General features: G+C 63.5%; 27 protein-coding genes. 9 read left to right on the forward strand and 18 right to left on the reverse strand.

All coding sequences use genetic code 11. The features are described 5' to 3' along the window. Nucleotides 1-360: 360 nt before the first annotated feature. The gene (locus AC0L15_RS15630) at nucleotides 361-2,583 is read right to left on the reverse strand and encodes an AMP-binding protein (protein ID WP_287244112.1); all 2,223 of its coding nucleotides are present in this window, start codon (nucleotides 2,581-2,583) and stop codon (nucleotides 361-363) included. Between the two features lie 202 nt (nucleotides 2,584-2,785). Then, nucleotides 2,786-3,193: a tautomerase family protein gene (locus tag AC0L15_RS15635; protein ID WP_091590519.1), complete on the reverse strand. Its 408-nt coding sequence runs from the start codon at nucleotides 3,191-3,193 to the stop codon at nucleotides 2,786-2,788. 117 nt (nucleotides 3,194-3,310) lie between these two features. On the opposite strand from AC0L15_RS15635, the gene AC0L15_RS15640 reads away from it, so the two are divergent. Beyond that, nucleotides 3,311-4,168 carry a LysR substrate-binding domain-containing protein gene (locus AC0L15_RS15640; RefSeq protein ID WP_473496556.1) on the forward strand — a complete coding sequence of 286 codons (858 nt, stop codon included), beginning with the start codon at nucleotides 3,311-3,313 and terminating at the stop codon, nucleotides 4,166-4,168. Between the two features lie 170 nt (nucleotides 4,169-4,338). On the opposite strand, the gene AC0L15_RS15645 is transcribed toward AC0L15_RS15640, so the two are convergent. Next, entirely contained in the window at nucleotides 4,339-5,214 is an 876-nt protein-coding gene (locus AC0L15_RS15645; RefSeq protein WP_287244109.1) for a DMT family transporter, read from the reverse strand. 254 nt (nucleotides 5,215-5,468) lie between these two features. Here AC0L15_RS15645 and AC0L15_RS15650 point away from each other — a divergent pair, with 254 nt between their 5' ends. The 3 genes from AC0L15_RS15650 (at nucleotide 5,469) to AC0L15_RS15660 (ending at nucleotide 7,142) form a co-directional block, all read left to right on the forward strand. After that, a complete protein-coding gene (locus AC0L15_RS15650) occupies nucleotides 5,469-6,209 on the forward strand; it encodes a MerR family transcriptional regulator (RefSeq protein ID WP_287244107.1) in 741 nt (246 codons plus the stop codon). Beyond that, complete coding sequence (locus AC0L15_RS15655; protein ID WP_287244105.1) at nucleotides 6,206-6,502, forward strand: hypothetical protein; 297 nt, start codon at nucleotides 6,206-6,208, stop codon at nucleotides 6,500-6,502. The genes AC0L15_RS15650 and AC0L15_RS15655 overlap by 4 nt, the downstream gene beginning before the upstream one ends. A 133-nt stretch (nucleotides 6,503-6,635) precedes the next feature. Continuing rightward, nucleotides 6,636-7,142 carry an OsmC family protein gene (locus AC0L15_RS15660; protein ID WP_287244104.1) on the forward strand — a complete coding sequence of 169 codons (507 nt, stop codon included), beginning with the start codon at nucleotides 6,636-6,638 and terminating at the stop codon, nucleotides 7,140-7,142. A gap of 14 nt (nucleotides 7,143-7,156) precedes the next feature. Here the strand turns inward: AC0L15_RS15660 and AC0L15_RS15665 are convergent, their stop codons facing one another. From AC0L15_RS15665 to AC0L15_RS15735, 15 genes are all read right to left on the reverse strand, one after another. Continuing rightward, entirely contained in the window at nucleotides 7,157-7,360 is a 204-nt protein-coding gene (locus AC0L15_RS15665) for a hypothetical protein (protein WP_027152685.1), read from the reverse strand. A gap of 121 nt (nucleotides 7,361-7,481) precedes the next feature. After that, the gene (locus tag AC0L15_RS15670; RefSeq protein ID WP_287244102.1) at nucleotides 7,482-8,111 is read right to left on the reverse strand and encodes a hypothetical protein; all 630 of its coding nucleotides are present in this window, start codon (nucleotides 8,109-8,111) and stop codon (nucleotides 7,482-7,484) included. A gap of 81 nt (nucleotides 8,112-8,192) precedes the next feature. Next, on the reverse strand, nucleotides 8,193-8,945 hold the full coding sequence (locus AC0L15_RS15675; protein WP_287244100.1) for an SDR family NAD(P)-dependent oxidoreductase: 753 nt from the start codon (nucleotides 8,943-8,945) through the stop codon (nucleotides 8,193-8,195). Between the two features lie 107 nt (nucleotides 8,946-9,052). After that, the gene (gene purF / locus AC0L15_RS15680; protein ID WP_023800717.1) at nucleotides 9,053-10,522 is read right to left on the reverse strand and encodes an amidophosphoribosyltransferase; all 1,470 of its coding nucleotides are present in this window, start codon (nucleotides 10,520-10,522) and stop codon (nucleotides 9,053-9,055) included. A gap of 78 nt (nucleotides 10,523-10,600) precedes the next feature. Further along, nucleotides 10,601-11,269 (reverse strand): CvpA family protein, encoded by a 669-nt coding sequence (locus AC0L15_RS15685; protein ID WP_128169263.1) that lies wholly within the window; start codon nucleotides 11,267-11,269, stop codon nucleotides 10,601-10,603. 27 nt (nucleotides 11,270-11,296) lie between these two features. Further along, complete coding sequence (radA, locus tag AC0L15_RS15690; RefSeq protein WP_287321382.1) at nucleotides 11,297-12,700, reverse strand: DNA repair protein RadA; 1,404 nt, start codon at nucleotides 12,698-12,700, stop codon at nucleotides 11,297-11,299. Between the two features lie 80 nt (nucleotides 12,701-12,780). Next, nucleotides 12,781-13,293, reverse strand: coding sequence for a hypothetical protein (locus AC0L15_RS15695; RefSeq protein WP_023800714.1), 513 nt, complete (start codon nucleotides 13,291-13,293; stop codon nucleotides 12,781-12,783). Nucleotides 13,294-13,295: 2 nt separating this feature from the next. Beyond that, nucleotides 13,296-14,786 (reverse strand): replicative DNA helicase, encoded by a 1,491-nt coding sequence (locus AC0L15_RS15700; protein ID WP_023800713.1) that lies wholly within the window; start codon nucleotides 14,784-14,786, stop codon nucleotides 13,296-13,298. Nucleotides 14,787-14,992: 206 nt separating this feature from the next. Continuing rightward, nucleotides 14,993-15,961 (reverse strand): small ribosomal subunit Rsm22 family protein, encoded by a 969-nt coding sequence (locus tag AC0L15_RS15705; protein WP_287244095.1) that lies wholly within the window; start codon nucleotides 15,959-15,961, stop codon nucleotides 14,993-14,995. Nucleotides 15,962-15,964: 3 nt separating this feature from the next. Continuing rightward, complete coding sequence (locus AC0L15_RS15710) at nucleotides 15,965-16,288, reverse strand: YnfA family protein (protein WP_287138961.1); 324 nt, start codon at nucleotides 16,286-16,288, stop codon at nucleotides 15,965-15,967. 84 nt (nucleotides 16,289-16,372) lie between these two features. Further along, nucleotides 16,373-17,662: a class I SAM-dependent methyltransferase gene (locus AC0L15_RS15715; protein ID WP_473496557.1), complete on the reverse strand. Its 1,290-nt coding sequence runs from the start codon at nucleotides 17,660-17,662 to the stop codon at nucleotides 16,373-16,375. 269 nt (nucleotides 17,663-17,931) lie between these two features. Beyond that, nucleotides 17,932-18,516, reverse strand: coding sequence for a 50S ribosomal protein L9 (gene rplI, locus AC0L15_RS15720; protein WP_027152677.1), 585 nt, complete (start codon nucleotides 18,514-18,516; stop codon nucleotides 17,932-17,934). 267 nt (nucleotides 18,517-18,783) lie between these two features. After that, nucleotides 18,784-19,032 carry a 30S ribosomal protein S18 gene (gene rpsR / locus AC0L15_RS15725; RefSeq protein ID WP_006203718.1) on the reverse strand — a complete coding sequence of 83 codons (249 nt, stop codon included), beginning with the start codon at nucleotides 19,030-19,032 and terminating at the stop codon, nucleotides 18,784-18,786. Further along, the gene (gene rpsF / locus AC0L15_RS15730) at nucleotides 19,032-19,523 is read right to left on the reverse strand and encodes a 30S ribosomal protein S6 (RefSeq protein WP_023800709.1); all 492 of its coding nucleotides are present in this window, start codon (nucleotides 19,521-19,523) and stop codon (nucleotides 19,032-19,034) included. Before rpsF ends, rpsR begins: the two co-directional genes overlap by 1 nt. A 297-nt stretch (nucleotides 19,524-19,820) precedes the next feature. Continuing rightward, nucleotides 19,821-21,746, reverse strand: coding sequence for an LTA synthase family protein (locus tag AC0L15_RS15735; RefSeq protein ID WP_287244090.1), 1,926 nt, complete (start codon nucleotides 21,744-21,746; stop codon nucleotides 19,821-19,823). Nucleotides 21,747-22,012: 266 nt separating this feature from the next. On the opposite strand from AC0L15_RS15735, the gene fabD reads away from it, so the two are divergent. From fabD to AC0L15_RS15760, 5 genes are all read left to right on the forward strand, one after another. Beyond that, complete coding sequence (fabD, locus tag AC0L15_RS15740) at nucleotides 22,013-22,954, forward strand: ACP S-malonyltransferase (RefSeq protein ID WP_287244088.1); 942 nt, start codon at nucleotides 22,013-22,015, stop codon at nucleotides 22,952-22,954. A gap of 83 nt (nucleotides 22,955-23,037) precedes the next feature. Further along, complete coding sequence (relB, locus tag AC0L15_RS15745) at nucleotides 23,038-23,259, forward strand: type II toxin-antitoxin system RelB family antitoxin (RefSeq protein WP_128247645.1); 222 nt, start codon at nucleotides 23,038-23,040, stop codon at nucleotides 23,257-23,259. Then, a complete protein-coding gene (locus AC0L15_RS15750; protein WP_128247644.1) occupies nucleotides 23,243-23,509 on the forward strand; it encodes a type II toxin-antitoxin system RelE family toxin in 267 nt (88 codons plus the stop codon). Before relB ends, AC0L15_RS15750 begins: the two co-directional genes overlap by 17 nt. Before the next feature lie 42 nt (nucleotides 23,510-23,551). Beyond that, on the forward strand, nucleotides 23,552-24,289 hold the full coding sequence (fabG, locus tag AC0L15_RS15755) for a 3-oxoacyl-[acyl-carrier-protein] reductase (protein WP_023800706.1): 738 nt from the start codon (nucleotides 23,552-23,554) through the stop codon (nucleotides 24,287-24,289). 186 nt (nucleotides 24,290-24,475) lie between these two features. Beyond that, a complete protein-coding gene (locus AC0L15_RS15760) occupies nucleotides 24,476-24,712 on the forward strand; it encodes an acyl carrier protein (protein WP_006203723.1) in 237 nt (78 codons plus the stop codon). The last annotated feature ends 26 nt before the right edge of the window (nucleotides 24,713-24,738 follow it).

Raw genomic sequence — 24,738 nt, forward strand, 5'->3', positions numbered from 1 at the left:
GTGGGTTAGGTCCCGGCGCGGGTCGGCGGGGGGGGGGGGTCGCGGCGCGGCCCCCGGGCCGGCGGGGGGCCGGCGCCCCCCCCCTCGACGCCAAATCTTGCAACGCCAGGCCCGACACTTGAGCCGCGGCGGCGCGGCCTCGGTTTCCTCGGCCTGTCGCAGAACTGGCCGGGCCTGCTGATGATGGCGGTCGGGTTCATCCTGCTGTTGTCGGTGGTGGTCCTCTAATGCATGTCGCCCAAAAGCATGCCCTCGGGCCTGACCCGAAGGTGCGCAGCGGTTTTGGGACAACGAGATGCATTCAAGCAAGAACTTAAAGCGCGTCGCATAAATCCCTCCAGACGCGACGCGCTTTAGGCGCTAGGCCGCCGCGCTGAGCCCCAGTCGGTCAATCGCCAGTTTGCGGGTCGAGACGTAGTCGGTCTTGCCAGAGCCCAGCACCGGGATTTCCTCGACCTTGACGATGTCGTTCGGCACCATCAGATCGGCGGCGCCGGCTTGTCTGCCGAATTTGCGCAATTCATCGGGGTCGGCGTCATCGGCGGTGGTGACCAGCACGATACGCTCGCCGCGGCGCTTGTCCGGCACCGCCACCACAGCGTGGCGCTCTTCCAGCCACAGCGACTGCACCAGCATCTCGACCGCGCCCAGCGACACCATCTCGCCGGCGATCTTGGCGAAGCGCTTGGCCCGGCCGCGAATGGTAATGAAGCCCTCGCGGTCAACAGAAACGATGTCGCCGGTATCGTGCCAGCCGTCGAGCGGCTGCAATTCCCCGGGCCGACCTGAGGTCATGTAGCCCATCATCAAATTCGGCCCCTTGAGCAATAACCGTCCGGCGCCGCTGATGCCCTCGACCGGCTCGAGCTTCATGCTCATGCCCGGCAACAGTCGCCCGACCGTGCCGTCGCGGCCGTGGATGGCGGTGTTGACGGCAACGACGGGCGCTGCCTCGGTCAGCCCGAAACCTTCGATGATCTCGGCCTGGAAGCGCTCCCGGTAGACGCGGCGCGTCTCCGGTTTCACCGCTTCGGCGCCGGCGACGATGAAGCGCAGGCTGGAGAAATCGCCGTCCTTGGCGGTGCGCGCATAGTTGGCGAGGAACGTGTCGGTGCCGAACATGACCGTCGGCCTTGCCTTGCGTGCGACCTCGGGGATCAGCTTGTAGTGCAGCGGCGAGGGGTAGAGGAACAGTTTCACGCCGGTGACCAGCGGCAGGATAGTGCCGCCGGTGAGCCCGAACGAGTGGAACACCGGCAGCACGTTGAGCAGGATGTCGGCCGGCGAGATGGTGATGCGGGCCTCAGCCTGCATGGCGTTGGCGAGAAGATTTCTGTGCGACAGGACCACCGCCTTCGGCGTGCCTTCCGAGCCTGAGGTGAACAGGATCACCGCTGGTTTGGCCGCATTCTGCGGCTGCAGCGGCCAGCGCCACAGCAAGGCGGCGGCGAGCTTGTCCAATACGGTTACGCTGGCCCGCACATCCTCCAGCCACAACAGCCTGGCGCCGCCTTCTTCTACCGCCGCGACGATGTCAGCGAGGCTGGCCTTGTCGACAAAGGCGCGCGACGAGACCACGGTGCGGATCTCCGCCGTGCGCACGGCGGCGGTGACGCTGGCCGGGCCTGCGGTGTAGTTGATCATCGCCGCCACCCGGCTCGCTGACAACAGGCCAACGAGCGACTGCACGACACCGTTGGCGTTGGGCAGCAGCACTCCAACCGCTTCATTCGGCGCTGTCACCGCCTCGAAGCGGCGGCCCAGCACCCGCGCGCCGATGAACAGCTTTCTGTAATTCAGCGTGCCGCTGACCACGTCTTCGACGATAGGATGCGAGGCGCCGACTCGGTCGGCGGCGTCGCGTATGGCGAGGAACAGGCCGCGGTCAAGATCGCTGCCGAAAAGCCGGGCTTCGGCGAAACGGTCGAACAGCGTATTGGTGTTCGAGGACTGATCAGGGTTTCGCGCCACCAGCTCGGCGATGGTCATCGGCTCCAGCAAGCTGATCGACAGGAGCGGAAACCAGCGCCGGGGCGCCTTGTCCGCCGCAGTCAGCGATACCGGCAGAGTGCGCGCGCCGGCGACGAAGATCGGCACGATGCGGGCATCGGCCTGCATGGCGATGCGGGTGACGGCGCGAAACAGGCGAAATGTCTTGATATCAGGCTCGACCGCATCCGGCAGATAGACGGCAAGGCGGCCCTTGCCCTTCAGCACCCGCACCAGCCGGCGGCTGACGAAGACATGCTCAGCGTTGAAAGCGATGGTGCGGCCAAGCTCGCGCCATGGTTCGAGCCAGGGCGATCGCGCCGAGACCTCGTCGAGGATGTGCAGCGTGTCTTCCGGCAGCAGTGACAGCATCAGCGCCGGTTCGAGGCGCGACTGGTGCGAAATGACGTAAATGACCGGGGCGGCTGTTCTGCGGGCGATCTTGATACGATCGTCGGCAATCCGGTAGGCGAGCTTGAACGGCACATAGAGCAGCGCCTGCGTGAAGCGCAGGCCGAGGCGGAATTTTTCCACCACGCCGATCAGCAGCCAGGCCGCGACGAGACCCGCAAGCAGCGCCAGTGTCAGGATCATGCCGCGTCTCTCCCAACAGATTTTAACCTCGCGGCTCTTCCTGACCGCTTCGATGAGAACCTAGACGAAGTGGGCTCAACGTCAATGCGGAGGTGCGGTACCTTCGCATTACTGGCCTGGCCGGCCATGAAAAGTGCGGTGTCTATGTTTCCTTGCGGCAGAGAAAGCGCCTGCGGCATGAGCCTGGATTGATGGGGGCGGCTCACGCCGCCTTCAATCTCCCGCTGATGAAGCGGAATTCCTGTGTCTTGCCACCATAGCCATAGGCGGCGGCCGGGACTTCATGCACGAAGGCATAGCTCTCCTCATGCACCTTGCCCAGCAGGCTGCCAAAGCCAAGGAAGAGCGCCTTGAGATAGGCCTCCAGCTCAAGCTTGGTGTTGGTGCCGTCGACCACCTTGATGTCGAGCCAGAAACTGTTGGCGTCATGCTCCGCCAACGACTTGCCGCCGGCGAACCAGTGCTCGGGGTCATGGTAGGAAATGGCCACCGCTGTGATCGTCGCATCCTTGCGCAAATGCGTGGCGGTCAGTTCGGTCACCTGCCTGGCGATGGCGGCGGACAAAGCGGCATCGGGCTTGCCCGTGACGCTGACATTGATGATCGGCATAATTTCTCTCCTCGGGTTACGCGGCGTCTCTTCGCCGTCGGAGATCTTTGCCATCGCCTTGCGTTATGAAAATCGAATTGTTTTTAGGGAAAACTTTGATACTGTCGAATTATCACAATGCTCGACCCCGACCTCCTCAAAACCTTTCTCGCCTTCGTCGACAGCGGCTCGCTGGCGCAGGCGGCGTCATTTGTCGGGCGCTCGGCGTCGGCGGTGACCACGCAGATGCAGCGGCTTGAGGATATTGTCGGCGAACCACTTCTGGTGCCGCAGGGAAGAGGGCGCGTCCTGACGCCGGCGGGCGAGGATCTGGTCGGTCATGCGCGGCGCATCCTTGCTGTGCATCGCGAAGCGTGGCTGGCCCTCAAGGGCGTGCGAGCGGATGGGCGCGTGGCCATCGGCACGACACAAGATTTCGCCGACAGCGGCCTCCCGGAGCTGCTCAGGGCCTTTGCCGCGAGCTATCCGCGCGTCAGGATCGAACTGCGCGTCGGCCGCTCCGCCGAATTGGCCGAGGCACTGCAAACCGGCATCCTCGATCTGATGGTCGCCATGCGACAGGCTCCGGCGCCGGACGAGATCGGCGTGCTCTGCGAACCGATGATGTGGCTCTGTTCGCAAAGAGGCTTGGCCACACACCAGGACGAACTGCCGCTGGCGCTGCTCGATCCGCATTGCGGCTTTCGCGAAGCGGCGATCGCTGCACTCGACAGGGCAGGTCGCCGCTACCGCATCGCCGCCGGCAGTGCCAGCCTGGCCGGGCTGCGCACGGCGGTGAATGCCGGTATCGCTCTGACGCTGCGGACGGCGCGGTTTGCCCATTCCGGCATCGTCGAGGCACCGCGCGACCTTGGCCTGCCGCCGGTTCCCACCGCCGAGTTCGCCATCCGGCTGCGCCAGGATGCCGAGCCCCCGGCTCAGGATCTGGCTGCGCTGTTCAGCGGCAACCTTGCCTTGGCAGGCGCACCAAGCTGATTTCGCAAAAGAAAAAGCCGACCTTGCGATCGGCTATAGGTTAGACGGGCCGAGGGGTTTGGGGGGACTTGGATGACCCGTCAAAGCCAACAATGCCTGAACCTGTTGATGGTTCCATGACCTTGCTAATTTATTTGCACCCCGCAAATTTATTCGGCGGCAGATTTTTCTCAGGCAGAGCGCTGCCTGGCCGCTTGCCAGTCGCGCCCGGCATGGGCGAACACCGCGCAGAGCACGATGGCGCCGCCGATCATGCTGGCGGCTGGCGGGACCTCGGCCAGGAACAGGAAGGCGAACAGGATCGCGAACGGTACTTCAGCCGAGCCCAGCAGGCCGGATTCGGCAGCCGGAATGAGCCGCGCGCCCTCCGTCCACAGAATAGAGGCCAGCGCGAACGACGTGCCGAAGGCGACGAGCAACACTGCGTCCCTGGCCGAGACGGCCAATGGATCGGTGACGAACCAACCGAGCACGAACAAAAGGAATGCCGACACCGCCCCGGCCCACACCACCGGCGTGTCGCGGAAAGCCCGCACCATGATCATGTAGAGCGCGCTGCCGATTGTCATCAGCAGCGCCAGCCCGTCGCCGAACAGATGGCCGGTGCCGAAGCCGGACCAGACCATGATCGCCACGCCGCTGAGCGACACGGCGGCGGCGGCAAGCGTCTGCAGCCGGAAGCGCTCACGAACGAGAATGAAGGCAAGCAGCGCGGTGACGAAGGGCGCAGTGGCGTAGATGATCGCAACATTGGCGACGAAGGTGAATTTGAACGCCGAGATGAAGGCGATGCTGGCTAGCGCGCCCTCGATCGCCAACAGCCAGCCGCGCCAGCCGAGGCGCAGGCTTTCACGCCCACCGGATTGGCGGCGCCGCCAAAGCACGTAGAGGCTGATCAGGATCGAGCCGACGAAGCCGCGCCAGCAGGTGATGGTCAGCGGATCGCCATGGATCGACTTGGTCAATACGCCGGTCAGGCCGAACACCGCCGCCGACGCCGAAACCAGGATGATGCCAAGGGTGCGCTCGGCAGCGGTGTCAGGCATGGTTAGGAATCCGGTCATGTCACCACACTATGCTGCTTTGTCCTGACACCGTACTGTCAGCAGGGGTTGCCGTATCCTGCAGCCGCTGCGGAAATGCCCTTTTGCAAGTCGATTCATCTCATCAAAGCCGATGTGTCAGTTCGACACGAAGTGATCTTGCCTCTCCACGGCTCCTGCGGACCGCGAACATCCCTGTTGACTCGGCCCCGGGGTCAGCCCCGATAGAAAGGCGGTCAACAGCAACAAGGTGATTCATGAACTCTTCCGCCCAGTTCCTGAACGCTTCCGAAGCCGCCGGCCGGCTCGGGGTGTCGGCCAAGGCCCTGCGGCTTTATGAGCAGCGCGGCCTGATCGCTCCGATCCGCACTGCGGCCGGATGGCGCGCCTACGGTCCTGTCGAAATGAGCCGCGCCGCCGAGATCGCGGCCCTGCGCGCGCTTGGCTTCAGCCTGGCCCAAGTGGCGCGGGTGTTGGAGGGTGACTCCCGGGGCATGGAGCCGGCCTTGGCCGCACACCAGGCGGTACTCGAGAGCCGGCTGCGCCAGCTTGTCGGCGTAATAGAGAAGATCGGTAGCCTGCGGGACGACCTCGCTCGAGGCGAAGCGCCAAGCGCCGGGGAACTGGCGCGCCTGCTGGCGCCAGAGGCTACGCTCAGCGTCGCTTTCGACCTTCCCTGGCCTTGGGGAGGCGAGCGGTTCGAACTGGGACAGATCCGACCGCTGAACTACATCATCGGCCCGTTGGGCAGTGGCAAGACCCGGCTGGCGCAGCGTCTGGCCGAGACATTGCCTGACGCCGCCTTCCTTGGCCTGGACCGACTGGCGAATGGCTGTACGGCGGCTCTGGCTCGCGTGGACGCCGACCCAGCTCTCAGGTCGCGAGTTGATCAGACGCTGGCCTGGCTGGTCGAGGACGGCGCCGTGGTGTCCGACGCAATGATCGCTCTACTCGCCGGATTGGAAGCCGAAGGTCGGCCATCCTGGTCGTCGACATGATCGAACAGGGGCTGGATCACGCCTCGCAAGAAGCCCTGATTGCCCATTTGCGTCGCCGCGGCCCCGGCGGTCGACCGCTTTTTCTGCTCACGCGCTCCTGCGCGATACTCGACCTGGCGGCTGTCGGCACCGACGAAGCGATCATCCTCTGCCCCGCCAATCACAGCCCGCCAACATACGTCGCCCGGTACCCCGGCACTCACGGCTACGAGGCCGTCGCCACCTGCCTGGCCTCACCCGAGGTGCGGGCGCGGACGGATGGCGTCATCGCGTGGCGGCCCCGGGTCGCATGAAAGGGGACCAAGTCTAACGACACGGCAAATGTCTGGACAGCTTGGCAGTCCAAGCCAAATGTCGTGAAATCGAGACCGGTTCTATTCGAGTATCCTGACGAGCGATAAAGCTGACTGCCGAAAAGGGTTGGACATGGACACCACCGGACTGAAGGCCATGCAGGCGCCGCTCAAGGAGGCATATCGCGAGGACGCATCGCGCGCGCTGATCACGCTTCGGGCCAAGGGCTCGGTCGACGACCAGTCGATCGCCTGCAAGGTCGAGACCGGCAGGGCGCTCGCCGTTGCCGGTCTGCATCCGGCTACCGGCGGTTCCGGGCTCGAACTGTGCTCGGGCGACATGCTGCTGGAGGCGCTGGTCGCTTGCGCTGGCGTAACGCTGAAGGCGGTGGCGACGGCACTGGAGTTCAAGCTCGGCGCCGCCACCGTGGAGGCCGAAGGCGATCTCGATTTTCGCGGCACTTTAGGCGTGGCAAAAGATGCGCCGGTCGGCTTCCGCGCCATCCGGCTGATTTTCGGCCTCGACACCGACGAGCCACAAGAGCGCGTCGACACGCTGCTCAAGCTGACCGAACGCTATTGCGTGGTGTTTCAGACCATCAATACGAGGCCGGAACTGACGGTCAGCGCTCAGCGCTGAACGCGCGCCGCCGGCTACTCGCTTTCGCCCTCGTCGGCGAACGGCGAGGCGCTCGGCACGCACTGCACCGACCAGCCGGCCGGCGTTGGCTGCTTCTGATATTCGGTGACGGCGAAGGCGCACTGTTCGCGAGTGTCGAACGTGCTGGGCAGCACCACCATGCCGCCTTGCGGGCCGGCAATCACCAGATACCAGACCAGCGCTACGCTCGAAGCCATAGAATTTCCTCGCTTGTTGTGGGAGTCGGGGGATCCTATCAACTCCGGGCGATCAGCGAAAGCGCGGCCTGGCGCGGTGGGTCGCCACGCCAGCGTGATGTTCTGCGTTTGTTGGGCCGGCTCAGTTCACGGCGAAGCAATAGAACAGGCCGTCGCCGCCGGTGCTCCTCAGTGCCTCCTGACTGCAGCCGCCGCGCGAAGCGTGCGAGGAATTCCACGATTTGGCGGCGGCCGAATCGTCGAGACCGGTGCGGTCGTGATGGCCCGTCATTGCCGCGCCTTCCGCTCCGCTGAGCGTCCAGCCGCCGCAGGTCTGGTCGGCAATTTTCGTGCCGTCGGGCTTGGAACCGGTCAGCACGTCGTGCCGGTTGGGCTTGTCTCCGCGGCCGTTGACCTCTTCGCCCTTTTCGTCGAGCGCTGTTTGCTTGGTGATGGCGTTGGCATCGCTATGCAGCGAAGCGACATCGTCGGCGATCTTGACGCCCTTGGCGTTGAACCACGGTCCCTTGCCAATGCGATCGCGCGCGTCGGTGTCGCTGGTCGAGAGATAGGCGCGCCATGTCTTGCCCGCAACGTCCGCGGCTTCAGCCAGCGAGGCGCAATGCGCATCGGCGCCCGCGAGGCCGCCGAGATCGGCGCCATTGCCCGAGCCGACGCTGGTGACGAAGAAGCTCATCGTCGCATCCTGCGAGGATGCGACGCCGATGGCTGCCAGCGATGCAGCGGCGGTGACGAGAAGCAGTCTGCGCATGGTGGTCCTCCGTTTCGGAAAATCTGGCATTCCAATAACGTCGGCGGCGGCGCAATTCTTCCGTCGAAATGCGCGAGGCGTCTACTCCGGCTGCCGGTAGGCAACAAAGCGGTTGTGCTTGGCCTGGAAGATCAGCCCGGTTTCCTTAAGCGCAGGGCTGGCCAGCGGCACGATGCGTTTGGCGATCTCCTGGGGATGCGGCAGCGTCTCCGGATCCTCACCGGGCACCGCCTGCGCACGCATGGCGGTGCGGGTGGCGCCGGGATCGGCGGCATTGACCCTGAGTGCCAGGTTTTCCGTCTCATGCGCCCAGGAACGCATCATCGTCTCGACTGCCGCCTTCGACGCCGCGTAGGGCGCCCAGAAGGCCCGCGCCGAATGGGCGGCATTGGAGGAAAGCACGATGGCACGGCCTGCGTCGGAGAGCCTGAGCAACGGGTCGACCGAGCGGATCAGCCGCCATGTCGAGGTAACGTTGATGGTCATAACTTTCTCGAAAGTCTTGGCCTCGACATGGCCGATCGGGGAGATGACGCCGAGCACCGCCGCATTGGCGACCAGGATGTCGAGCTTGCCCCATCGCTCATGGATGGCGCCGCCCAGCCGGTCGATGCCGGCCATGTCGGCGAGGTCGAGCGGCACCAGCGTCGCCTGTCCGCCCGTTGCCTTGATCTGGTCGTCGACTTCCTCCAGTCCGCCGACGGTGCGGGCAACCGCGATGACGTGCGCTCCAGCGGCGGCAAGTTCCAGGGCGATGAAGTAGCCGATGCCGCGCGAGGCGCCGGTGACGACCGCGACGCGGCCGGACAGGTCGAGACTAGTGGCAGGGATCATGCGAGGCCTCCGTGAGCAGGCGTGAAAACACCCCCTCTATCCTGCCGGACATGTGCGGCAGGACAGAGGGGGGTAAACTCGGGAAGGCAACTGGTGTTCCGGCAATCCTACGCCCCGCCCGCCGCCAGCAGCGACAGCGTGCGCACATTGTCCGAACCTTCGAAATCGGCAAGCCGGGTCGGATATTGCCCGGTGAAGCAGGCGTCGCAGAATTGCGGCTGCTCATTGTCGCGGCCGGCCTCGCCGACGGCGCGGTAGAGCCCGTCGATAGACAGGAAACCGAGCGAATCGACGCGGATGAACTCGGCCATCTCTTCCACCGACATGCGCGACGCCAGCAGCTTCGATTTCTCCGGCGTGTCGACGCCGTAGAAACAGGAAGCGCGCGTCGGCGGCGAGGCGATGCGCATGTGCACTTCCTTGGCGCCGGCATCGCGCACCATCTGCACGATTTTTTGGCTGGTGGTGCCGCGCACGATCGAATCGTCGACCAGCACCACGCGCTTGCCTTCGATCATGCGGCGGTTGGCGTTATGCTTGAGCTTGACGCCCATGTGGCGGATCGAATCGCCGGGCTGGATGAAGGTGCGGCCGACATAGTGATTGCGGATAATGCCGAGCTCGAACGGGATGCCCGCGGCTTGCGAAAAGCCGATCGCCGCCGGAGTGCCGCTGTCCGGCACCGGCACGACGATGTCGGCCTCGACCGGGCTTTCGAGCGCCAGCTCGGCGCCGATGCGCTTGCGCACCTCGTAGACGTTGCGGCCCTCGACCGACGAATCCGGACGCGCGAAATAAACATATTCGAAGATGCAGAAGCGGGTCTTCTGCGGCTCGAACGGAAACAGGCTCTCGATGCCCTTGGCGGTGACGACGACCATCTCGCCGGGCTTCAGGTCGCGCACGAAACGCGCGCCGATGATGTCGAGCGCGCAGGTTTCGGAAGCCAGGATCCAGGCGCCGTCGAGATCGCCGAGCACCAGCGGCCGGATGCCGAGCGGATCGCGGCAGCCGATCATCTTCTTTGAAGTCATCGCCACCAGCGAGAAGGCACCTTCGACCTGGCGCACCGCATCGATGAAGCGCGAGTTGAGATCGCGTTCCCTGCTGGTGGCGACCAGATGCAGCAGCGTCTCGGTGTCGGAGGTCGACGAGAAGATCGCGCCCTGTTTCTGAAGCGCGCGCTGCACCGTCATGGCGTTGGTGAGGTTGCCGTTGTGGGCGACGGCGAAGCCGCCATCGGCGAGCTCGGCGAAAAACGGCTGGATGTTGCGCTGGCCGGCGCCGCCGGTGGTGGCGTAGCGCGTGTGGCCGATGGCGCGGTTGCCTTGCAGGCTGTCGATGACGCGCTGTTTGGTGAACGTATCGCCGATCAGGCCGACATGATGTTCGACATGGAACTGGGTGCCGTCATAGGAAACGATACCAGCCGCTTCCTGGCCGCGATGCTGCAACGCATGCAAGCCGAGCGTGACGATAGCGGCAGCGTCCTGCCGGCCAAAAATACCGAACACACCGCATTCGTCATGGAAATGATCGTCAGCTTCGGCGGAAAGCACGTCGTCTGCGTCTGCCATCTTCAGCTCCGCTAAAGTCGCTATATAGTGTGATGACGGCTCAAGAGCAACGTAGAGTTTGCGGCCTTCACATAATCGTCAGTTTGCCGGCGCCGGATTGGCCGGTGCATTGTCGGCCGGTGGCGCGTCGGTCTCGCTGCCGTCGGGCGCCGGAGCATCGTCGCCGGTTGCCGGCGCGTCCGCCGCGGGTGCGTCCGCTGCCGGAGGTGTCTCGGCGCCGGTCTCGGGTGCCGGCTGATTCGGATTGAGCCTGTTGAGGATCGCGTTTTCCGGATCCTCGGGCAGCAGGCTTTCGAGCTTGGCGCCGATCGATTCGAGCAGCGGCCGCGACTTGGCATCGGCGACCCAGCCCGGAGCCTTGGGGCCGGCCAGCCAGTTGAAGAACAGCAGGGCCACCGCGACGACCAGGATGCCGCGCGCTGCGCCATAGAGGAAACCAAGCGTGCGGTCGAGCGCGCCGACCCTGGAATCGATGATCCAGTCGGCGAGCTTCATGGTGATGATCGAGACGACGATCAGCGCGACGATGAAGACGATGCCGGCGGCCACCACCATGGCAACCTTCTCATTGTCGACATAGGGCTGAACGTAAGGCAGGACCGGTTGATAGAAAAAGAACGCTGCCGCGGCCGCCGCTATCCAGGAGATGACAGATAGGACCTCGCGCGAAAAGCCGCGAACCATGGCGAGCATCGCCGAGACCAAGGTGAAGCCGACGAGAATTCCGTCAAGCAGCGTAATCGGCATGTCTTTTGCCCCACTTCATGAGCCGCGTCATTCTTGCTCGTCGGCGCGGCTGCGCCGTGAGCCGGCTATGCGCGCCACGAGATCGGCAAGCTCGGTGGGCTGGAAAGCGCCGGCCCCTATCCCCCCGGCAAGTTCCTCGCTGCCCAAGGGCAGAACCGCGCTTCCAAAACCCAGCTTTTCGGCTTCCTTCAGGCGCTGCTGCGCATGCGCAACCGGCCTTACGGCGCCCGAAAGGCTGATTTCGCCGAAATAGACGCAATCGGCGGGAAGGGCAAGACCGGTGAGTGAGGAAACCAGTGCGGCCGCCACCGCCAGATCGGCAGCCGGCTCCGAGATACGGTAGCCGCCGGCGACGTTGAGATAGACGTCATGCGTGCCAAAGCGGACCCCGCAATGGGCTTCGAGAACGGCGAGGATCATCGACAGCCGGGCACCGTCCCAGCCGACGACGGCGCGACGCGGCGTGCCCAGCGACGACGGCGCCACCAGCGCCTGGATCTCGACCAGCACCGGCCGGGTACCTTCCATGCCGGCGAAAACCGCGGCGCCCGGCGCTTTCGCATGGCGTTCGCCGAGAAAAAGCTCGGATGGATTGGCGACCTCGCGCAGACCCATATCAGACATTTCGAACACGCCGATCTCGTCGGTCGGTCCGAAGCGGTTCTTCACCGTGCGCAGGATGCGGTAGTGGTGGCCGCCTTCGCCCTCGAAATAAAGCACCGCATCGACCATATGCTCGACGACGCGCGGCCCGGCGATCTGGCCTTCCTTGGTGACGTGGCCGACGAGCACAATCGCCGCCCCTGTGGATTTGGCATAGCGGATCATCGCCTGGGCGGCGGCACGCACCTGGGTGACGGTGCCGGGTGCCGAATCGGCCATGTCGGTCCACAAGGTCTGGATCGAATCGAGGATCACCAGGTCCGGCCGCCTGCCGTCGGCGATGGTGGCGAGGATGTCCTCGACATTGGTTTCGGCGGCAAGCTCCACCGGAGTATCGGCGACGCCAAGCCGCTGAGCACGCAGCCGGATCTGGGCAACCGCCTCTTCGCCCGAGACGTAGACGATGCGGTGGCCCTTGGACGCCAGTGCTGCGGCAGCCTGGGTCAACAGCGTCGACTTGCCGATGCCGGGGTCGCCGCCGACCAGAAGGGCCGAGCCGCGCACGAAACCGCCGCCGGTGGCGCGGTCGAGCTCGCCGATGCCGGAGACGATGCGCGGCGCGTCCTCGATGTCGCCGGACAAAGTCGTGAGCACCACGGCGCGGCCCTTGCGCGCATTGCGGGTATTGGCCGGCCCCGAACCGATGCCGCCGGACGTGCCTTCCTCGACCAGCGTGTTCCACTCGCCGCAGGCATCGCATTTGCCGGCCCAGCGCTGATGCACCGATCCGCAATTCTGGCAGATGAACTGGATGCGGGATTTAGCCATGAAATCTCGCATACCTTAGAAGGGAGGCGGATCGCGAACGTCCGCATTTTCGGCCGGGATTTGGCGAGCGCGGATACAATTCAGTGTTTCTTGGCGAGAGCGCGTACTTCGGCAAGCGACTCATCGAGCAACTGCGGATTGGGCGATAGCATCTGGCTGTCGTAAATGGAGATCATGCCTTGTGTTTGGCCTGCAAACTCAGGCTGCGTTTTTCGCGTCTCCTCATCAATCGCGTCGACGTAAAACAAGAAATTTTGCCCAGCCAGAACAGGTACGCCGCATCCGCCCATGATCAAAGTGGTCGTGGAGATCACACCATTCGGTTCCGGGTTGCCCTTGAACACCTCCATTGTCTCGTAGCGAACGTTAACCAGTATCCGACCATCACCCTCATCGGCTGCGACAATTCCAAGCTTTGTCGGACTAAGCTCTGTGGCTGTCACCAAGCCTCGGAACACCAGGGCCGCCTCAGCAAATGCTCGTTGTGGCGTCCAGTTTGCAGGCATTGAACAAGCTGAAGCGACGTCAGGCAGGACAGCCGCGCTGACGAGCACGAGAGTCAGGCGGACAGAAAACCTGAAACGCTTACCCATGCCTACTCAAACCTCTCCGCAATATGATGCTCCTCGGCGAGGTCGGAGAAGCGGGTGAACTCGCCCTGGAAGGCGAGGCTGACCGAGCCGGTTGGTCCATGGCGCTGCTTGGCGACGATGACCTCGGCCTTGCCGCGCATCTCGTTCATCTCGTGTTCCCATTTGATGTATTCGTCGGTGCCCGGCTTCGGCTCGCGGTTCTTCAGATAGTATTCCTCGCGGTAGACGAACATCACCACGTCGGCATCCTGCTCGATCGAACCCGATTCGCGCAGATCCGAAAGTTGCGGGCGCTTGTCGTCGCGGCTTTCGACCTGGCGCGACAGCTGCGACAGCGCAATGATCGGCACGGCAAGCTCCTTGGCCAGCGCCTTCAGGCCGGTGGTGATCTCGGTGATCTCCTGCACGCGGTTCTGCGAGGATTTGGCGCTCGACCCTTGCATCAGCTGGATATAGTCGATGACGATGACGTCGAGGCCGCGCTGGCGCTTCAGCCGCCGCGCCCGCGCCGAGAGCTGGGCGATCGAGATGCCGCCAGTCTGGTCGATGAACAGCGGGATCTTCTGCATCGTCTGCGAGCAGGCGACCAGCTTTTCGAAATCCATTTCGCTGATCTCGCCGCGGCGGATTTTCGACGACGGGATTTCGGTCTGTTCGGAAATGATGCGGGTGGCGAGCTGTTCCGACGACATTTCGAGCGAGAAGAAGCCGACGACGCCGCCATTTGCCGCCTTGAACGAACCGTCGGCCTGTTGCGCCGGCACATAGGCTTCGGCGATGTTGAAGGCCATGTTGGTGGCAAGCGAGGTCTTGCCCATGCCGGGGCGGCCGGCGATGATGATCAGATCGGACGGCTGCAGGCCGCCCATGCGGCGGTCAAGATCGCGCAGGCCCGTGGCGACGCCCGACAGGTGCCCGTCGCGCATGTAGGCGGCGTTGGCCATGTCGACGGCGGTCTTGACCGCGTCGGTGAAGCTCTCGAAACCGCCATCGTAGCGGCCGGTCTCGGCCAGTTCGAACAGGCGCCGCTCGGCATCCTCGATCTGCTCGGACGGCGACATGTCGACCGGCGCGTCGTAGGCGATGTTGACCATGTCTTCGCCGACGGTGATCAGGGCGCGTCGCGTGGCGAGATCATAGATGGCGCGGCCGTAGTCGGCGGCATTGACGACGGTGACCGCCTCGACAGCCAGCCGTACCACATATTGCGCAACCGTCATGTCGCCGACCCTCTCGTCGGCCGGCAGAAAGGTTTTCAGTGTGATCGGCGTTGCTATCTTGCCCATACGAATGAGCTCGGCGGCGACCTCAAAGATCTTTCTGTGCAGCGGCTCGTAAAAATGGCCGGATTTCAGGAAATCCGAAACGCGGTAGAAGGCGTCATTGTTGACGAGGATGGCGCCGAGCAGCGCCTGCTCGGCCTCGATGTTGTTCGGTGCCTCGCGATAGAGCGGTGTTTCCGCCACGCCGAATTTTCGTGCTGCCTCTGCCATAACGTCCCCGATTTCGATGCCGGTCTCTCGATATCAGAACGGGATAGGTCGGTGATGACTTATCTGCATCAGTCTTCATTCAATCAGCTTCGGTGCCCGCGATTCACAGCCAAGATTTTTCGGTGGAAAGAATCTTGATTGACTCGAATCAAGACGGCGAGCCTAGCCGTTCTCGGGCGAGAACAAAACAGGAAAATAGCTGCCAATCACTCAGGCAGCGCGTCGCCCCAGTCGAGCCGCCGAGCGGCCTTGAACATCTCGCCGTCGCGCTTGGTGAACAGTTTCTCGTCGGCACCGCCGTCCCTTTCGCAAAGTTTCAGCAGGACCTTGCCCGAGCCTGATTTCGACGGTGCGATCACACGCGCCAGCGGTGGGGCGACGGCGTGGCGGGAGGCGGCGACATAGATGAATTTCTCGTCCTCCCATGGCACGTCGGCGTCCTTAGCCAGCCGGTGCAGACGCGAACGCGCGACGCGGCGCGAAAAATGGCACCAGTCGGGCGGCGCAAGCGGGCAGGGTGACTTATGCGGGCAAGGCGCAAGCACGTGCGCGCCCGCCTCGATCAGCTGCCGGCGCACGGCAAGGATGCGCTGCCATCCGGCCGGCGTGCCCGGCTCGACGACCAGCAGCGTGTCGTAGGTCAGGTGCCAGAGCCGGTCGATGAGTTTTGGCAGCGACGCCGGTCCGATCTCGTCCAGCACATAGGCGCAGGTGACCAGTTCGGCCGGCCCCAGATCGGCAAGGTCGATGGTGACATCGCCGGCCAGCCAGGCGATCCTGGCCGTCATCGCCTCAGTGGCAAGCGCCGCGCCGACCCGGCGCACCGCGGCGCTCGCCTCGATCAGCACCGCCTGCTCGAGGTCGGGCCAGAGATCGAGCGCAGCCCAAAGCACGGTGCCCGGGCCGGCGCCGACGTCGAGCAGGGTTTTGGGTGCATAATCGGGCCTTGCCTCGCTGAGTGCATCGAGACTGGCACGGACGGCGGCATAGGTCGCCGGCAGCCGCGTCGCCAGATAGGCCTTGACCGCGATCTCCTCGGCCATATGCAGGCGGCCGTCGCGCAGTTCGGCGCGATAGCGGTCCGACAGCGTTTTTGCCGCTTGCTTCAGCGTCGGCAGCGGCACTTTTTCGAGGAGGCGCTCGACGCCCTGTCGAAGCGGGATAGGCAGTTCCATAGCTCAGCCACCCCGAGGTGCGAGCAGGATCACCGAGGCGCCAACGATGCAGAGCGCGGAACCGGCAAGGTCCCAGCGGTCGGGGCGCACGCCTTCCACCAGCCACAGCCATCCGAGCGAGGCGGCGATGTAGATGCCGCCATAGGCGGCATAGGCGCGGCCCGCAGCACTGATGGCTACCAGCGCCAGCAGGAAGCCGAACAAAGCGAGCGAGACCAGCCCTGGCGCCAGCCACAGCGGCGACTTTTCCAGCCGCCACCACGCCCAGATCGAAAAGCAGCCGGCGATCTCGGCAAGGGCAGCAACGATGTAGATGAGATAGGTCATGAAAAAAGTCTCGCGGCGACGGCGAGACCTTTTTCAGCGTGTGGGCCGGCAATGGCAAGCGGCAATGGCGTGATCGCCGGCGGTCTATTCCATATCCGCCACCTTGCGGCGCCGGGCGGGCTTGGCGGCAGGGGCTTTTGGACGATGCCCCATGTCGCGCAGCTGCAACGCCTTCTCGCATTTGGCCATATAGTCACGAGACATTGGCAGCGTGTCGTTCTTCTTGGCGATCTGCATTTGGAAGACCACCAGATCCTGCCAGCGGAAAGCGGCTTCGGAGGCTGCCAGATAGAACTCCCACATGCGGCAAAACCGTTCGTCATAGATCGCCTTGGCCTTGTCGCGGTTGGCGGCAAAGCGCTGGCTCCAATGTCTCAGCGTCTCGGCATAATGTAGCCGCAGGACTTCGATGTCGGTGACGATGAGGCCCGACTTTTCGATCGCCGGCATCACTTCCGAGAGCGAGGGGACATAGCCGCCCGGGAAAATGTATTTGCGGATGAAGGCGCTGGTTGCCCACGGCGCGCCGGAGCGGCCGATCGTGTGCAGCAGCATGACGCCGTCCGGCTTCAAGAGCGTCGCCGATTTGTCGAAGAAGGTGCGGTAGTGGTTGACGCCGACATGCTCGAACATGCCGACCGAGACGACGCGGTCGAAGCGCTCGTTGAGCTCGCGGTAATCCCTCACTTCGAAATGCACGCGGTTCTCCAGGCCTTGCGCATGGGCGCGGTCGGTGGCGACGCCATGCTGCTCTGTCGACAACGTCACACCTTGCACGTCGACGTCGAAGGACTTGGCGAGATAGAGACCGAGCCCACCCCAGCCGGAGCCGATGTCGAGCACCGTCTGGCCGGCCTTCAGCCTGAGCTTGGCGGCAACATGGCGCTTCTTGGCTGCCTGCGCCTCGTCGAGCGTCATGTCAGGCTGCTCGAAATAGGCGCAGGAATACTGCATGTCGTCGTCGAGGAAGAGTCTGTAGAGGTCGCCTGACAGATCATAGTGGCGCTGCACGTTGCGGCGCGCGCGCGCCGCCGTGTTGATCTGCTGCAGGCGGCGGAAAGCGTGACGCAGGCCTTCTATCGCCTTCGACCAGGTGGCATCGATGCCGCCGCTATCCATGTTCTGGAAGGCGATGCGCATCACCCCCAGCACGCCGCCCTCGAGTATGTCGAGCTCACCGTCCATATAGGCTTCCGGCACCGCCAGCATCGGATCGAAGCTGATGGCGCGCTCGGCATGCGTGGTCTTGATGTGCATGTGCACCAGATCGCCGCTGCCGTCACCGAAAGTCACGGAGAGGCCTTTCGGTCCGGTGACCTTGAGATTGCCGGTGCGCACCAGGCGGTCGAGAATGCGTTTCAGCAGAATATTCATGAACAAATGTCCCCTCTCGGTCAGACACGCTGTCTCGGCGCATGACCCGACAATCGAAATCGATTTCGGAAAGGATCATGCGCCGAACCAAAGCGTCCTTTGCGCGTCCAAACGACGCGCGGCGCTATAGTCTGCATCAAGATATAGGGGGTCGAAAAGTTCCGTTTGGCACAAAAAAGCCCGGGCGAGGCGCCCGGGCGTTGGTCCAGAAATGACTGGAAGCCGACGAAACGTTTTAAAGCGCCGCTCTGACGCCTTGTGACGTGCAATCAGCCGTTGTCTTCGCCGCCTTCGAACTCGGCATTGGGATCGAAGAAGTTGTCCGGGCGCGCATTGTCGTTGATGTCGTCGCCATAGATGGCTTCGGCTGTGGTCAGCGTCTCGCCCTTGGCCTGGCGCTCGGCTTCGTCGGCCGTGCGGGCGATGTTGAGCGTGATGGTGACCTCGACTTCCGGATGCAGCGCGATCGCCACATTGGTCAGGCCGATGGTCTTGATCGGCTGGTTGAGCAGGATCTGGTTGCGGTTGACCGAGAAACCTTCCGCCGTCAGCAACTCGGCAATGTCGCGGGTCGACACCGAGCCGTAGAGCTGGCCGGTTTCGCCGGCCGAACGCACGGCGATGAAGCTCTTGCCGTCCAGCTTCTCCGAAATCTGCATGGCCTCGGACTTGCGCTCGAGGTTGCGGGCTTCGAGCTGGGCGCGCTGGCCTTCGAATTTCTTCTTGTTGGCTTCGTTGGCGCGCAGCGCCTTGCCCTGCGGCAGCAGGAAGTTGCGGGCGAATCCATCCTTGACCTTGACGGTATCGCCCATCTGGCCGAGGCGGGAAACGCGTTCGAGAAGAATGACTTCCATGGTTTTGTTCCTTCGTTTGGGCGCCAAATCACTGGCATCGACGCCGAATTGACTGGAACAGGTCAGGAAGCTGAGGGCGTCGCCGCCGATGTCGCTGTCCTGCCTGTCGCGGCAGTTAGAGGTCTTCACCCCAACCCGGGATTTGATGGCAACCCCGCGGCGCCCGTCGCCGTGGGAAAAGCGGGCGGCGAACCGCCCGCTGGCTAGACCATGATCCCGAAAAGTGGAAACCGGTTTTCGGATAAGATCATGGTCAACTGATCAGTGTTAGCGAACCACGTATGGCAGCAGGCCGAGGAAGCGCGCGCGCTTGATCGCCTTGGCGAGTTCGCGCTGCTTCTTCTGGCTGACGGCGGTGATGCGCGACGGCACGATCTTGCCGCGCTCGGAAATATAGCGCTGCAGAAGTCGCACGTCCTTGTAGTCGATCTTGGGCGCGTTGGCGCCGGAGAACGGACAGGTCTTGCGGCGGCGATGAAACGGGCGCCGGGTCGGGATCTGGTTGATGTCGACCATTATTCTGCACCCCCTTCAACAGCTTCGCGCGGACGGCGCGGGCCACGGTCTGCACCATCGCCACCGAAGCTGCGCGGCGGGCGATCGCCACGGTCGCCGCGATCGCGGTCGCCGAACGAGCGCGGGCCACGGTCACGGTCGCCGAAGCCGCCGCGTTCCGAGCGCTCTTCGCGCTTCTGCATCATTGCCGACGGGCCTTCCTCATGCGCATCGACCTTGATGGTGAGGAAACGCAGCACATCCTCGGACAGGCCCATCTGGCGCTCCATCTCGTTGAGCGCGGCCGGCGGGCAGGTGATGTCCATCAGCGTATAGTATGCCTTCCGGTTCTTGTTGACCCGGTAGGTGAGGGACTTCAGTCCCCAGTTCTCGACCCGGCCGACGGACCCGCCATTCGCGGAGATGACGCTCTTGTACTGTTCGACAAGCGCATCGACCTGCTGCTGCGAGAGGTCCTGCCGGGCAAGAAACACATGTTCGTAAAGAGCCATATTGTTCTTTGCCTTTCTTCGTTTCTCTCCCGGTCCCGGCGGCAAAAGCCTCTGCAACTTCTCTGACCCGGCGATCCCTGGCGGGGCGGGGAAGAAAGGAGCATGACGAGACGGTCGAGAGCGGAGACACGGGAGGCGGAAGCGCTTCTGGCTCCACACGAAGGTTTTGAAAAACCTCCGGCCCTCCGTTCAGCCCCCAGCAAGGACCGGCAGATTGCGGGCGTCTATACAGGAATTTGGCCGCAAGACAAGGGCGAGCCAAAAACCGCCGCGCTCAGGACGACATGTCGCGCATCTTCAGCTTGTATGCGGGACCCGCTTGTTCACCGTCTCCGGGAAGAAATCGGGCGCTGCACGGCGCTTGCCGAACATCATGTCGTATTGCAGCAGACGGAAATCGCGAATCGCCGGGTCGATTTGCTTCTTGCGCGCCCAGTCGGGCGTGTCCTCGCCCGTCGGCGTCAATAACAAATTGCGGTCGACGACGCTGTAGCGCTCGCGCATCTGGCCGAGGAAGCCGGTGTAATAGGGGTGGCTGATCCCGGCCGTGGTCAGGACATGGTAAGGCAGAAAGGCTGGACTGACAGTACCCATGTCCGCGACCGGACCGGTGCGGTTGGACCATACGATCAGCGGTGTTCGGTGATGCAGCAGCATCTGGTCAGGCGGCTCCTTGCGTGGCGCGACGTTATCTTTGAGGAAGCCGGTCTCGACATAGACCGGACCGAGCGGCGGCAGATGGTCGCCGAAGAAGGCGATGACCGTCGATCGCCGCCGGTTCTTCGCCCATTCGATGAGGCGCTCGAGGCTCTTGTCGGCGTCGGATGCGCCTTCCGTGAAGCTCAGCAGCGAATCCTTTGCCCACTGGCTGGTCGGAGCCTGCACCTTGTGGGTCGGATTGTAATAGCGATTCGGTTCATAGGGTCCGTGGTTTTGCAGGCTGACGGCGAAGTAGAAGAACGGATCGTCCGTGGCGTCGGCTTCGCGGATGATCTCGTCGGTCATCGCCGCGTCCGACGTCAGCGGCCCGCGCTTTTCGAGATATGGCATGTTTTCTTCGGACTTGAAGTCATCGAAGCCGAAATCGGCATAGACCGGCGTTCTGTTCCAGAACCAGCTTGTGCCCGGATGGATGGCGCGCGTCTCATAGCCCTGGCTCTTCAGGAACGTCGCCATCGACGGCACCGGCGCGCGGACATATTGCTGGTAGGGGATGCTGCCGGCCGGCAGGAAGGCGTTGGAAAAGCCGGTCAGCGCCTCGAACTCGACATTGGCGGTCATGCCGCCGAATTCGGGCGAGAACACGTGGCCGGAGCGAAGCGCCCGCACATTGGGAATCGGATCGGGCGTGATGGTGACGCCGGGCAGTTCGGTCGGATCCCAGAAGGATTCGCTCATGACGATGATGATGTCTGGCTTCCCGGCCGGCACCGATGCCTTCACGCCAGATCTTTCGATCGCCGCGATCGCCTTGTCGGAGTAGCCGGCAGGCGCGGGGACATGGGCCATTGGCACGTTGAGGGCGAAGGCCAGTGCGAAGCCGTTGGAGGCGTAATTTTCCTTCTGGTCCCACATGATCGGGATGATTTGCAGCCGGTCGCGGGTCCACGAGAACGTCGCGTAATCCATGATCGACACGAAGAAGGCGAGCAGCGGCACGGTCAGCGTCAGCCGGGCCAGGCGCCCCTTGCGACCGAGCGCCGGTACCCGGCGGCGCCACAGCCGCCAGCCATAAACGAGCAGCGAGAGGCTGCCGACGATGCCGACCGCCAGAGCGATGGCGGTTCCCGGACGTTCGCGCACCAGCAGCGGCATCAGCGCCACGATCTGACGTGAATAGAGGAAATCGGTCGGATAGAGCGGATCGCCGAGATAGAGCGATTTCTGGTGGCCGACAAAGGCTAGCGCCAGCGTCAGCGGCGCGACGATCATCAGGCTCTGGTGGCTGCGGCCGAGCACGGCATCGAGGCCGATCAGGATCAGCGCGAAGATGATGATGGTGGTCCAGCCGGGCTTGAAGGGCTGCAGGAAGAAGCCGACGGTGCCGGCAAAGTCGCCGCGCACGATCAGTTCGATGGCAAAAACCAGGATGGTGGCGGCGAGAAGGCTGACGAGGCCATAGCGGATAACAGGCCATTTCCGGCCCGGCAGATAGCCGGTGGCCGGATCGCCTTCCAGAAACTGTGGCGCGGATTTGCCAACGCCTTTCTTGATCCTTGCCACCTTACAATTCCCCCGACCATACACAAAAGTGTCATTGAGCTGTCATCGATATGTCACGAAAAGCTAGCGTCTGTGGCTGAAATAAGAAGAGCCAGCAAACGAATCGTGAGCGATTTTCATCATGAGTGATCGTAAAAAAACCTTTTGGAACAGGTACTCGGCCAGCGATACCGAGCCGGAGCGGCCGGGTCGGGCTGCTAGCGGACTTGACTTGTCCGCCCGCCTTGCGTCACAGGCAGGAAAAATCAGCCGCTTGGGAGGCACGCATGGCAGTCGCATTCACCTTTCCGGGACAGGGCAGCCAGGCTGTCGGCATGGGCAAGGACCTCGCCGACGCCTTTCCGGAATCGCGGAAGATCTTCGAAGAGGTTGACGACGCGCTCGGCGAAAACCTGTCGAAGCTGATCTGGGAAGGGCCGGAAGAGAGGCTGACGCTGACCACCAATGCCCAGCCGGCGCTGATGGCTGTGTCGCTCGCCGCCATCCGGGCGCTGGAATCGCGCGGCCTCTCGCTGAAGCACAAGGTCGCCTATGTCGCCGGCCACTCGCTCGGCGAATATTCGGCACTTGCCGCCGCCGGTTTCGTTTCGGTCGCCGATGCCGCCCGGCTCTTGCGTATCCGCGGCAATGCCATGCAGGCGGCTGTGCCGGCCGGCGAGGGCGCCATGGCGGCCATCATCGGGCTGGAACAGGCCGATGTCGAAGCCGCCTGCGCTGAAGCGGCCAAAGATTCGATTTGCCAGATCGCCAACGACAATGGCGGTGGCCAACTGGTGATCTCCGGCGCCAGGGCGGCCGTCGAGCAGGCGGCGAAGCTGTGCACGGAAAAGGGCGCCAAGCGGGTGCTGATGCTGCAGGTCTCGGCGCCCTTCCATTCGGCGCTGATGGCACCGGCGGCCGAGGCCATGCGCGAGGCGCTGGCCGGCGTGACGAAGAACACGCCGTTCGTACCCGTGGTCTCCAACGTGTCGGTCACGCCGTCCAGCGATCCGGATGCAATCGCCCACCGCCTGGTCGAACAGGTGACGGCGCGCGTGCGCTGGCGCGAAACGGTGGAATGGTTTGGCGCCAACGGCATTGCGACGCTGTACGAGGTGGGCGCCGGCAAGGTGCTGTCGGGACTGGCGCGGCGCATCAACCGCGACATCGCCACCGGCGCCGTCGGCACGCCAGCCGATGTCGAGGCGGCGTTGGTGGCGCTCGATTGAACCATGCGCGTCCGGCTGATGCGGGCGCTTGAATTCTTGGCCTCGTCGGGATATGTGAATACATGTATTCACAGGAGATCGGAATGCCGACATCAATCCGACTTGCCCCCGAAATCGAAGAGCGTCTGGATTTTCTCGCGGCCAGGACTGGCCGCAGTAAAGCTTATTATCTGCGCGAACTCATCGAGCGCGGTCTTGAGGACGTGGAAGACTATTACCTCGCGGCCGAAGTGCTGGAGCGGATCAGAAGCGGCGACGAGGACGTCATGACAGCCGAGGACTTCTGGCGTGGCCTGGACGCTTGAATATGCCCGCTCGGCGCGCAAATTTATTGAAAAACTGGATCCGCAGACACGTCACCGGCTCCGCGACTTCATTGAGAACCGTATTGCCGCCCTCGACAATCCGCGTGAAGCCGGCAAGCCGCTGAAGGGACCGTTAGCGACTTTTTGGAGGTACCGGGTTGGGGATTATCGAATTATCTGCGATGTGCAGGACAAGCGGCTCGTCATTCTGGTGGTTACAATAGGCCACCGCAGTGATGTCTACAGGTAGCCACATTCGCCGGCCTGTCCGATTTGGAAGAGGATCAAAGACATGTTCGAATTGACCGGCCGCAAGGCGCTCGTCACAGGCGCATCGGGAGGCATCGGCGAGGCTATCGCCAGGGTGCTGCATGCGCAGGGCGCTGTCGTCGGCCTGCACGGCACGCGCGTCGAGAAGCTGGAAACGCTGGCGGCCGAGCTCGGCGACCGGGTCAAGCTGTTCCCGGCGAACCTTTCCAATCGCGACGAGGTTAAGGCGCTCGGCCAAAAGGTCGAGGCCGATCTCGAAGGCGTCGACATTCTCGTCAACAATGCCGGCATCACCAAGGACGGGCTTTTCGTGCGCATGGCGGACGCCGACTGGGATTCGGTGCTTGAGGTCAATCTGACCGCCGTGTTCCGGCTGACCCGCGAACTCACCCATCCGATGATGCGGCGCCGGCATGGCCGCATCATCAACATCACCTCTGTGGTTGGCGTCACCGGCAATCCCGGCCAAACCAACTACTGCGCCTCCAAGGCCGGCATGATCGGCTTTTCCAAGTCGCTGGCGCAGGAGATCGCTACGCGCAACATCACCGTCAACTGCGTCGCCCCGGGCTTCATCGAATCGGCGATGACCGACAAGCTCAACGACAAGCAGAAAGAGGCGATCATGGCGGCGATTCCGACACGGCGCATGGGCACCAGCGCCGAAGTCGCCTCCGCCGTCGCTTACCTCGCTTCCAACGAAGCCGCCTATGTCACCGGCCAGACCATTCACGTCAATGGCGGCATGGCGATGATTTGACAGTTGCGGGAAACACCCCTTTTCGCCTTGGAGCCCGGCCGATTTTCGTGTAATGCGGCCCGCAACCCGGCGGTTCGGGCAAACCGGTCCGGTGCCGTTGCGTTTCCGACAGGACCATCTTTCAGCTTGATTAGCGGCATTCTGCCCGCTAACGAAGACAGACAAACAAAAGACGAGGATGCCCAAATGAGTGACACCGCAGAGCGCGTCAAGAAGATCGTTATCGAGCACCTTGGCGTCGATGCCGACAAGGTGACGGAGCAGGCGAGCTTCATCGATGATCTGGGCGCGGACAGTCTCGACACGGTCGAACTCGTCATGGCGTTCGAAGAAGAATTCGGCGTCGAGATCCCGGACGATGCGGCCGAAACCATCCTGACTGTCGGCGATGCGGTGAAGTACATCGACAAGGCTTCGGCCTGACGCTATTTGCAGTCATCACCGAGGAG

It is taken from the genome of Mesorhizobium sp. WSM4846, assembly GCF_055811415.1.